At 67.8% G+C, this 10,633-nt stretch carries 8 protein-coding genes and 1 pseudogene; 7 read left to right on the top strand and 2 right to left on the bottom strand.

Annotated features, from left to right (window positions below; genetic code table 11):
- Positions 1-1,419: ABC transporter substrate-binding protein (locus tag A5698_RS13240; protein WP_068297338.1), on the bottom strand; the 1,419-nt coding region annotated here is incomplete at its 3' end.
- A 150-nt stretch (positions 1,420-1,569) separates the two neighbouring features.
- Here A5698_RS13240 and A5698_RS13235 point away from each other — a divergent pair.
- The 6 genes from A5698_RS13235 (at position 1,570) to A5698_RS13210 (ending at position 8,978) form a co-directional block, all read left to right on the top strand.
- Positions 1,570-2,115 (top strand): hypothetical protein, encoded by a 546-nt coding sequence (locus A5698_RS13235; protein ID WP_068297336.1) that lies wholly within the window; start codon positions 1,570-1,572, stop codon positions 2,113-2,115.
- Between the two features lie 66 nt (positions 2,116-2,181).
- A complete protein-coding gene (locus tag A5698_RS13230) occupies positions 2,182-3,249 on the top strand; it encodes a glycoside hydrolase family 183 protein (RefSeq protein WP_068297346.1) in 1,068 nt (355 codons plus the stop codon).
- A gap of 134 nt (positions 3,250-3,383) precedes the next feature.
- Positions 3,384-4,412 carry an NAD(P)H-dependent amine dehydrogenase family protein gene (locus tag A5698_RS13225; protein WP_068297343.1) on the top strand — a complete coding sequence of 343 codons (1,029 nt, stop codon included), beginning with the start codon at positions 3,384-3,386 and terminating at the stop codon, positions 4,410-4,412.
- Positions 4,412-6,187 (top strand): Hsp70 family protein, encoded by a 1,776-nt coding sequence (locus A5698_RS13220; protein ID WP_068297333.1) that lies wholly within the window; start codon positions 4,412-4,414, stop codon positions 6,185-6,187. Before A5698_RS13225 ends, A5698_RS13220 begins: the two co-directional genes overlap by 1 nt.
- Before the next feature lie 27 nt (positions 6,188-6,214).
- Positions 6,215-7,960, top strand: a complete 1,746-nt coding sequence (locus A5698_RS13215; RefSeq protein ID WP_068297330.1) for an acyl-CoA dehydrogenase family protein — start codon at positions 6,215-6,217, stop codon at positions 7,958-7,960.
- 55 nt (positions 7,961-8,015) lie between these two features.
- Positions 8,016-8,978 (top strand): GlxA family transcriptional regulator, encoded by a 963-nt coding sequence (locus tag A5698_RS13210; protein WP_068297327.1) that lies wholly within the window; start codon positions 8,016-8,018, stop codon positions 8,976-8,978.
- A gap of 4 nt (positions 8,979-8,982) precedes the next feature.
- Here A5698_RS13210 and A5698_RS13205 read toward each other — a convergent pair whose 3' ends face one another.
- Positions 8,983-10,071: a class I SAM-dependent methyltransferase gene (locus A5698_RS13205; RefSeq protein ID WP_068297340.1), complete on the bottom strand. Its 1,089-nt coding sequence runs from the start codon at positions 10,069-10,071 to the stop codon at positions 8,983-8,985.
- A gap of 136 nt (positions 10,072-10,207) precedes the next feature.
- On the opposite strand from A5698_RS13205, the pseudogene A5698_RS13200 reads away from it, so the two are divergent.
- Positions 10,208-10,633 (top strand): annotated as a pseudogene (locus tag A5698_RS13200) (SHOCT domain-containing protein); the annotation flags it as partial.

Raw genomic sequence — 10,633 nt, 5'->3', positions numbered from 1 at the left:
CGAGGGGTTGTACAGGTAGATGTAGCTGACCTCGTCGGCGATGATCGTCGCCGCGCGCCGGTAATCGTCGAAGCGGGCCTGCCGGTTCGTCTCGACGCGGCCCGCGTCGAGCAGGCGGTCGACCTCCGGGTTGGAGAACTTCTGGGCGTTGCTGGTCCCGTTGGTGTGGTGCTGGGCGTAGTAGAAGTCGTCGGGGTCGATGTTGCCGAGCCAACCCATCATCAACATGTCGAAGTGCCCGGAGTTCTGCTCGTCGAGCCAGGTCGCGAAGTCGACGGTGCGGATGTTGACCGTGATGCCCAGCGGCGCAAGGTTATCGGCGATGACCTGCGCCGCGGTCACGGTCTCGGGGTAGTCGCTGGTGACCAGCATGTCGAGGTCGACATTGCCGACACCCGCTTCGTCGAAAAGCCGTCGCGCGGCGTCGGTGTCGTAGCGGTAGCGGTCGTACGCGGTGTACCACGGGTTGCCCTCCGGGATGGCGAGCTGGTTGGCCGCAGCGGTGCCGTAGCTGGTGGCCTGCACGATGGCGGCGCGGTCGATGCCGTACGCGACGGCCTGGCGCGCCCGCACGTCGTCCCACGGTTTATGGGCTTCGTTGAGCGCGAGATACCAGTAGTCGTTGCTTGCGGTCACCGCGAGGTGCAGCGAGTCGTCGTCGCGGAGCTGTGCCGCCCGCTGCGTCGGAATCGAGTCGGTCCAGTCGATTTCACCGGCCTGCAGCGCCGACAACGCGGTCGACGGTTCGGAGATGAAGCGGAACGTCACGCCCGCCACCTTCGGTTCACCGCCCCAGTACGACGGATTCGCCGTCAGCGTGATGGAGTCGCCGCTCTTCTGCGACCGGAACGCGAACGGCCCGGTGCCCACCGGATGAGTGGCGATCTGACCGCTTTCGACGTTGCGGCGCTGCACGATCGCCATGCCCTTGAACCCGCCGATGTTGGTCAACAGGTTCGGCGTCGGGTGTTTGACATCGATCACCACGGTCATCGGGTCGACGGCCCGCACATCGGTGACGGCGCTGAACTTGTCGGCGTTGGCCAACTGCTCGTCGATGATCCGCCGATACGAGAACACGACGTCATCGGCGGTGAACGGGCTGCCGTCGTGAAACGTCACACCCGGTCGCAGATGAAACGTCCACGACAATTGATCGGGGCTCACCTCCCAAGACTCCGCGAGGGCCGGCCGCATCTCCAGGTTGGCGTCCGGCTCGACGAGCGTGTCGAAGACGTTCTCGAGCACCTCGAACGAGAAGTACGCGCTGGTCTTGTGCGGGTCGAGTTGGTCGGGTTCGCCGGCGATCGCGGCGACGAGGTTGTTCGACGAATCGCCGAGATCGACGCCCCGCCCGGTGGAGCAGCCCGCCAGCGCGGTCACGGCCACGATGGCGATCCACGCCACCAGTCGCTTCATTCCCTCACCCGCCGCTCGCGTGCGTCGTCGTTACCCGTCGGCTCTACCCGCCGTAGTTGATCATCAAAACCCGGAGCCGGGGAAAGCGGTGACGACGCCCCGTGCACACTGAGATACTCGAACCACCGTAGACGGCTGAAGGGGCACGAGGTGACCAAGACGATCGCGCGGACGCTGGGCCTCGCCGCGTTCATCCTTGCGCTGGTGTTCGGTGCCGCCGGCGTCGCCGCCGGTCAGGGCGACGTGAAGTCTCCCGACACCCCCGAAGGGGTCTACACCGTCAAGATCGCCGGTCAGGCCGAGACCACCTGGGAGATCTTCCCGATCTGTGTGCCGACCGTTGGCGATCTGCGCGAGCCGCTGATCCTGCCGGTCGGCTGCCGGCTGAAGGTCACGCCGGCCGGCCGCGGTGGCGCCGAGGCCGACATGGTCGGCGGCGACTGGACGTTCAAGTCGAACACCTTCGACTCGATACGCAACTGCCCCGACGGCAGCACCGCGTTGCAGAAAGAGATCTATTCGTTCAACGGGTCCACGCTTCAGGGCCGGGTCAGGATCATCCACGACGCGGTCTGCGGTGAGCAGCCCGGCATGGTCGAACTGCCGCTGACGCTGACGTTCAAGGAGCCCCTGGCCATCCCGGTCACCCCGTATCCGTTGATCTGCGAGCCCGGCGGACTGCGCCGCTGCTTCTAGGTGCCTGACGATCAGTCGATCGGCCATGCGGCCGGGCGCGGGCTCGAACCCACCGGGCGGGCCCGGCTGCCGCTTCTCAACGGCAAGGCCCTCGACCTGACCGGTCCCGGCCTGACCGATCGATGGGGTGTCACCTGCACCGACCTCGGCGCGTCGGTGATCGCGCCGAACGGAAAGCTGGTGTCGGTGTTCGGCGACACCTTCTCCGGTACCCGGGTCGGCGAGGGAGACTGGCGCTCGCCGGTCATCCTGATCGGCACCGGCGACGCCGACCATCCGATCGTCTATGAGCGCGCCGGCGGCAGCGACCCGGACTACGCGCGCCAACTGTGGCACTACGAGCACGACGACGCGGGATCCGGCTGGCGCCGCGGCGGTATCAGCACCGTGATCCCGTCGGACCTGCTGACCGTCGGCGACGACATGTACCTGCACGCCATCGTCAACCGCGGCTTCGGCACCGTCGTCTGGACCGAGATCTGGCGGTCCCGCGACAGCGGCGTGAGCTGGACGCACCTGGGGGAGAAGGCGAAGTTCCCCGCGGACCTGCACAACGGTCACGCACAGTGCTGGGCATGGGATCACGACCCCGACGACGGCTGGGTGTACGTGGCGGCCACCGGCTTCCAACGCGACAAGGGCATCGTGCTGATGCGGGTGCGCCCCGAGCACATCGGCGACCGGAGGCGTTATCTCAGTTGGGGATTCGACGGGACACGGTGGTCGTGGGGAACGTCCGCGACGCCGATCACTCCCGTCGAGGAGCGCTGGGGCGAGCTCGCCTTCCGCCGTATCGCGCCCGGAAAGTGGGTGCTGGGCGGCTTCCTCGCCTCGAAGTACGCGCTCGGTTACCGGGTCGTGTCGTCGCCGGTGGCGAACATGCACACCACCCCGATCCAGATGCCCGTCCTCGGATCGGGCTGGGACGGCGAAGACCATTTCGGCAGCCGGGTCGCCCAACTCTACGGTGGCTACCTGCTGCCGGGAGCGCGCTTCGACATCGACGGAGGTGTCGGACTGGTTGTCTCGCAGTGGAATACGGCCACGGGCTGGCCCTATCGCACGATGCAGTTCAAGGCCGCGCTCAAAGACAGCACCAAAACGAAGGATGGGCCCGATCCGATCAATCTGTAGCGTCCGATCCGATCGGACGGTGACCGCCCCTATCGTGTAGTGCGGGGCCGAGTGGAAGGCGAGCAGTGGCTGGGAGATTTCGGGATTCTGGCGCAAAACGCGTGGTCGTCTGGGGCACCGGCTTCGTGGGCAAGATGGTGATCCCCGAGATCGTCAAACACCCGCTGTTCGAGCTGGTCGGCGTCGGGGTGAGCAACCCCGAGAAGGTGGGCCGCGACGTCGGCGAGATCTGCGGGCTGGGCGCCCCGCTTGGGTTGACCGCGACCGACGACGTCGACGCACTGATCGCGCTCAAACCCGATGCGTTGGTGCACTACGGGCCGACCGCCAACCACGCCGATGACAACATCGCGCTGATCACCCGGTTCCTGCGGGCCGGCATCGACGTCTGCTCGACCGCGATGACGCCGTGGATCTGGCCGACCATGCACCTCAACCCGCCGAGTTGGATCGAACCCATCACCGAGGCTTGTGAACTCGGCGAGTCGTCGTGTCTGACCACCGGTATCGACCCCGGATTCGCCAACGACCTCTTCCCGATGACGCTGATGGGCCTGTGTTCGGAGGTTCGCAAGGTCCGCGCCTCGGAACTGCTGGACTACACAAACTATGAGGGCGACTACGACCGCGAGATGGGCATCGGCAAACCGCCCGAGTACCGGCCGCTGCTGGAGAACCCCGACATCCTGATATTCGCCTGGGGCGCAACGGTTCCGATGATCGCGCATGCCGCGGGGATCATGCTCGACGAGATCACCACGACATGGGACAAGTGGGTCACGCCGACCGAACGCAAGACCGCGAAGGGAGTCATCGCGCCCGGAAACGTAGCGGCCGTGCGGTTCACCATCAACGGCGTGTACCAGGGCGAGACGCGGATCCAGCTCGAACACGTCAACCGCATCGGCAACGACGCCGCACCCGACTGGCCGTCGGGCAACGAGAACGACGTCTACCGCGTCGACATCGAGGGCACGCCGAGCATCTTCCAGGAGACGGCGTTCCGGTTCACCGACGGCTCCGGCCGCGACGCCGCCGCGGCCGGTTGCCTCGCGACCGGCCTGCGCGCACTCAACGCCGTACCCGCCGTCAACGACCTCTCACCCGGCTGGGTGACGGCGCTGGATTTGCCTTTGATTCCGGGCGCAGGCACCATCCGCTGATGGCTGACGGCGTAGGGCTCTCGGTCGGCGCCACCAATCTGGCGGCCGTCGTCGTGGGCAGGGCCGCCCTGACCCGGTCTCCGGTGCTGACCCTGTTTCCCCACCGGCCGCCCGAGGTCGGCGTGCCCAGCGAGAACCGCAACCTCAACGAACGCGGCCTGATACTGACCGATTTCGTCGACCGCGTCGGGGATCCGGTCGACATCGTGGCCGCCGACGGCACCAGTCACAAGGCCGAAGTCGTGCTCGCCGACGCCCTGCGGGCCATGCTGCGCGCGGTCGGGGGCGGGCGCAGTCCCGTCGGCCAGATCGCGGTGACGCATCCGGCGCACTGGCGGCCCGCCTCGGTCGACGCCCTGCGCGGTGCCCTGGCCGCGATTCCCGAATTCCAGCGGCCCCAGCCCGCGCCCGTCGTCTCCGATGCGGTGGCCGCGCTGACCTCGCTCAAGAACGAGCCGGGGGTGCCGGCCCGCGGCGTCATCGCGCTCTGCGACTTCGGCGGCACGGGCACCAGCGTCAGCCTGTTCGACGCCGACAACGGCTACGCGCAGATCGGCGAGACCGTCCGCCACCACGACCTGTCCGGCGACCTGGTCGACCAGGCGCTGCTGACCCACGTCATCGAGGACCTGTCGGCGGCCGGCGCCGTCGACCTGTCGAGCACCTCGGCGATCGGATCGCTGTCACGGCTGCGTGCGCAGTGCCGTGGGGCCAAGGAACGGCTGTCGACCGCGGCGTTCACGTCGTTGGTCGCCGAACTGCCCGGGCACCGCAGCGACGTGCGGCTGACCCGCACCGAACTCGACGAGGCGCTGCGCGGGCCGCTCGCCGGTTTCGCCGATGTCCTGCAGGACACATTGCAGCGCAACGGTATTCGAGAGCTCGCCGCCGTGGCGTCGGTGGGTGGCGGCGCGCGTATCCCAGTCATCACCACCACGCTCTCGGAGCGGTTCCGGGCGCCGGTCATCACGTCGGCCCATCCCGAACTGTCCGCGGCCGAGGGCGGCGGGTTGGCCGCGGTCCGTGGCACCGTCGAAGAGGGGATGACGGCGATGTCCGCGGCTCCAGGCGCCGCCGCAGCCGCCGCGGCAGCGACCGCGATGGCCCCCGAGGTCAGTGCCCAAGGCGATGAGGCGTCGCCACAGTCGGGGTCGTTCGGAGCCCTGGCGTGGTCGGACGCCGACGAAGTCCCCGACGTGCCCGAGGCCATGGCCACCGACCCCTATGACTACTCATCTCCCGCCGCGGCCGACGTGCGTCCGCAGATGCAGTTCGAGGACGAGTCCTGGGACGACGTGCCGCAGCGGCCGGTGCCCTGGTACCGCAATCCGGCGGTGCCGCTCGCGGGCGGTGTCCTCGTGGTGCTGGCCGCTCTGGTGGCCGCGGTGGTGTGGGTGATGTCCGGCGATGAGTCCGCGCCCGAGCCTGCATCGACCACCACGCCGCCGACGGCCACCCCGCCACCCGCGACGACGACCACCGCCGAACCGCCACCGCCGGCGACACAGGCTCCGCAGACGGTCTACCAGCCGCCTCCGCCGGTGACCCGGACGGTCACCGAGGCGCCGCAGTCGCCTGAACCGCCCCCTCCGTCGCCGGAACCACCGCCGCCGACGTCGGAACCACCACCGCCGACGACCGAGCCGCCGCCCGCCACGACGGAACCGCCGCCGACCACCCAGCCGCCGCCGTGGAGCCCGACCGCGCCGTATCCGACCATTCCCGGTCTTCCGTGGGTGCCGGCCCCGCAGCTGCCCGGTCAACCAGCTCCGTAGCGCCGATCCGCGCCCTACGCTTGCGCAATGACGCAGACGGACGGCTTGTTGTTCAACCCGCACACGTACGATCCGCAACAGTTTGACACCGAAACCCGCAGGCTGCTGCGCGCCACGATCGACTTCTTCGAGGGCCTCGGCAAGAAACGCATCCTCGACGACGACCTGTCCGCCCACTGGCCCGCGGATTTCATCGAATTCGTCAGGCGCGAACGACTGTTCGCGACCTTCCTGACGCCGTCGGAGTTCGCCGACGGTGATCCGAACAAGCGGTGGGACGCCGCCCGCAACGCCGCGCTGTCGGAGATCCTCGGCTTCTACGGGCTGACGTACTGGTACACCGAACAGGTCACCATCCTCGGCCTCGGGCCGATCTGGCAGAGCGAGAACAAGGACGCCAGGCTGCGGGCCGCCGACGACCTCGAAGCGGGCGAGGTGATGGCCTTCGGACTGTCCGAGCGAGCCCACGGCGCCGACGTCTACAACACCGACATGGTGCTCACACCCGCAAGCGAGGAGGACCGCGCCAACGGAATTCTGTACCGCGCCACCGGAGAGAAGTACTACATCGGCAACGGCAACGTCGCCAGCATGGTGTCGGTGTTCGGCCGTCGCGGTGACATCGATGGCCAGGACTCGTACGTGTTCTTCGCCGTCGACAGCCGCCACGAGGACTACCACCTGATCGACAACGTCGTGCACATGCAGATCTATGTGAGCACATTCCGGCTCGAGAACTACCCGGTACGCGAACAGGACATCCTGCACACGGGCGTGGAAGCCTTTGCCGCCGCGCTCAATACGGTCAACGTCGGCAAGTTCAACCTGTGCACCTGTTCGATCGGGATGACCGAGCACGCGTTCTACGAGGCGATCACCCACGCGCAGAACCGCATTCTCTACGGCAACCCCGTCACCGACTTCTCGCACGTGCGAGCGAATTTCGTCGATGCATACTCCCGACTCGTCGCGATGAAGCTGTTCAGCGGGCGCGCCGTCGACTACTTCCGCAGCGCCAGCCTCGACGATCGGCGCTATCTGCTGTTCAACCCGATGACCAAGGCCAAGGTGACCATGGAGGGCGAGACCGTGCTGCGCGCGCTGCACGACGTCATCGCCGCCAAGGGTTATGAGAAGAACACGATGTTCCGCGAGGTCGCCCAGCTCATCGGGACACTGCCCCGCCTCGAGGGCACCGTGCACGTCAATGTCGGGCTGGTGCTGAAGTTCATGCCGAACTATATGCTCAACCCCGCGCAGTATCCGGAGATCCCCACTCGCGACGACGCCGCCGACGACACATTCTTCTGGAACCAGGGACCGACCCGCGGCGCGGGCAACGTGCAGTTCGCCGACTGGACGCCGGTCTACGAGCGAGCCCTCGACATCCCGAACGTCGCGGTGTTCTACGACCAGGCGAAGGCGTTTCGCGACCTGCTGCTGACCGCGGCGCCAGATGCCGACCAGCAGAAGGACCTCGACTTCCTGCTCAACGTCGGCCACCTGTTCTCGCTGATCGTCTACGGTCAGCTCATCCTCGAGCAGGCCGCGCTGACCGACCTCGACCGCGATCTGATCGACCAGATCTTCGACTTCCAGATCCGCGACTTCAACATGTATGCCGTTGCACTGCACGGTAAGCCGACCGCGACGCCCGATCAGCAGTCGTGGGCGCTCGGTGCGATCCGCGCGCCCCAGCACGACGCCGCGCGGTTCGACCGGGTGTGGGAGCGGGTGAGGGCATACGACGGTGCATACGAGATGAACCCCTGATGGCAAGATCTCAGCAGTAGGTGTAAAAATTGCCACTCGCTGTTAGGGTGGCGCCATGCACACGGTCGCCGTCGTCGCGCTGCCCGACACCATCGCGTTCGACTTGGGCACGGCGGTCGAGGTGTTCGGCCGCGTCCGGTTGGCGTCCGGGGAGCCGGGCTACCGCGTCATCGTGTGCGGGACGGCCCCGGTCGTCACCGCGGGTCCGCTCGCCATCGCGAGCGACCACGGCATCGGGGACCTCCGGCGCGCCGACACCATCGTGGTGCCCGGCCGCGACGACCTGGACACCCCGCCGTGCGACGCGCTCGTCGACGCGCTGAGATCCGCGCACCGCAGGGGAGCGCGGATCGCCTCGATCTGCACGGGGGCGTTCACGCTCGCGGAGGCCGGGCTGTTGGACGGCAGGCGCGCCACCACGCACTGGGTGGCCGCTGACCTGTTCCGCGCGCGGTACCCCGGGGTGGACCTCGATCCCGACGTCCTCTACGTCGACGAGGGCGACATCCTGACGTCGGCGGGCGCATCGGCCGGGCTCGACCTGTGCCTGCACATGGTGGCACTCGACCACGGCAGCTCGGTGGCCGCGGACGCGGCCCGCATGGCGGTCGCCCCGCTGCACCGCAGCGGCGGTCAGGCCCAGTTCATCGTCCGAAACCGCCCGGTGCTCAACAGCATTGCCGAGCAGACCACGCTCGACGATCTGTTGGCGTGGATCGAACACAACGCACACCGCGACCTCACGCTGCACGACCTCGCGGCGCACGCGGCGCTCAGCGTGCGCACACTCAACCGACGCTTTCAGGCCGAGACGGGGCAGACGCCGATGCAGTGGCTGACCGGCGTGCGCATCCGGCACGCGCAGCAGCTGTTGGAGAGCACCGGCCACGGGATCGAACGGATCGGGCGTGAGGTGGGCTTCACCTCCGCGGCAAACTTCCGCGAGCAGTTCCGGCGACTGACCGGTGTGTCGCCGCAGAGCTACCGCAACACATTTCGCGATCGCATCGCGAGCTGACGGCTCAGGGCGTCCTCGGCCGCTTGGTCAACACCAGGTGCGCCATCGGGATCTGGGTCTGCTCGGGAGCCGCGGCCAACCGAGCCGCGAGACCCGCCTCGAGGCGATCGAAGAACTGACCCGACCGCGGATCGGCGGCACCACCCTCGAGTGCGGTCGCCAGCACGGGGAAAACCGACGCCCTGGCGAACGACGCCCATTGCGCACCGAAAGCCGTTGCGTTGCCGTCGAGCTGGTACTGCTGCCAGAAACGGTCCTCGGCGTTGAAGATCTCGAGGTGCTCGATCTCGAGCTGTTCGAAGCGGCCCTTCGGTGCGAACGGCGCCAGGAAATCCTGTTCCCGCCTGCCGACGATCGGGATGCCCATCCGGTGCACCTCATCGGCCGTCAGCAACCCCTGCGCGGCCAACTCGCCGATCGCGTCGGCGAGCGCGTTGAGCACCGATCGGTAACCCATGTCCCCGTTCTCGTCGACCGCGGTCGTCATCACGACCAGACGCCCGCCGCGACGCAGTTCACGGCCGCGGAACGCGATGAACTCGTGCCAGTCGGTGGCGGCCTGCCGGGCGTACGCGGCGCGCACGCTCTCGTCGCGGCTGTAGGCCACGTGCACATGGTCGGGGATCGGCGCGGGGACACGGCTGAGCCAATGGATCGCCCACGAACTCCACCCCAAGTTCACGCTGCTCGACGGCATGATCTGCGAGTAGAAGGACCGGCCGATCGCCGAGGCGAAAGCCGCGGAATCCTTGCTCAAATAGGTGTCCGGATCCTCGGCGAGCGTGCGGAACAGCGCGGTGAAGTCGTTCTCCGGCACATCGGTGTGCACGACGAGGGTGGGCTGGTCGGTGCGGGTCCGCTTGCGCAGCACCGCGATTGCGGCGCAGATCGGCAGGAGCGAGTTGTGACCGGTCGACGCGCCGTAGTCGGCGATGACGAACGGTTGCGGCAGCCGCGGGACCGGTACGGCCGCGGCCGCCTCCTCGAAGAGCTTGATCGCGCCCTGCAGGCCGGCGGCCTGTAGACGCGAACCGGCCGTGTACGACCCGCTCTCCATCGGCTCGGGCCGCACGACGATGCTGGATTCGGGCATCGCGACCTCCGTGACGTGCGGACAACAGATTCGGTCCACTCCGACGGTAGTCCCCGTTGGCCGCCGACGCCGACGGAGGTCGACCTATCCGCCGCAACAGCACGCCACGCGCACTCGGGCATGCCAAACTCTGCCCATGAGCGGAAGGACCGGCCCGCGCGTCGCCGTCGTCGTCTCCGTGTTGACGCTCGTGATCTCCGTCGCCGGTTTCATCGTCACCCTGGTGCTCAACGCGTTCGTCCTCGACGATTTCGACGCCTACGGCGAGGTCCCGATCCCGGGCGCCGAGAGCATCGAGTTGCCCGCGGGTGAGGTGACGGTCAGTTTCCGCACCCTGACCACCGGCCAGCCGACGAGTGGGTTCCCGATCCCGGCGATCAGCGTCAACATCGACGCACCCGACGGGGTCGCCGATCCGCCGGTGACCGAAAGTATCGGTGGGACAACCACCGTGAACAGCGACACACACGTGCGGATCTGGGTTGCGCAGATCGCCGAGCCAGGCACGTATCGTGTCTCGACCGACGGCAGCGTCAACGGATACATCAACCCGCGGCTGGCC

Origin of the sequence: Mycobacterium sp. E136 (assembly GCF_001666865.1) — a bacterium.
Classification (GTDB): domain Bacteria; phylum Actinomycetota; class Actinomycetes; order Mycobacteriales; family Mycobacteriaceae; genus Mycobacterium.
This window is presented reverse-complemented; position numbering and strand designations above follow the sequence as displayed.

Bases quoted from the DNA above. Each gene is read 5' to 3' on its own strand.
- A5698_RS13220 (WP_068297333.1), top strand. From the start codon at position 4,412: ATGGCTGACGGCGTAGGGCTCTCGGTCGGCGCCACCAATCTGGCGGCC.
- A5698_RS13215 (WP_068297330.1), top strand. From the start codon at position 6,215: ATGACGCAGACGGACGGCTTGTTGTTCAACCCGCACACGTACGATCCG.
- A5698_RS13205 (WP_068297340.1), bottom strand. From the start codon at position 10,071: ATGCCCGAATCCAGCATCGTCGTGCGGCCCGAGCCGATGGAGAGCGGG.
- A5698_RS13210 (WP_068297327.1), top strand. From the start codon at position 8,016: ATGCACACGGTCGCCGTCGTCGCGCTGCCCGACACCATCGCGTTCGAC.
- A5698_RS13225 (WP_068297343.1), top strand. From the start codon at position 3,384: ATGGTGATCCCCGAGATCGTCAAACACCCGCTGTTCGAGCTGGTCGGC.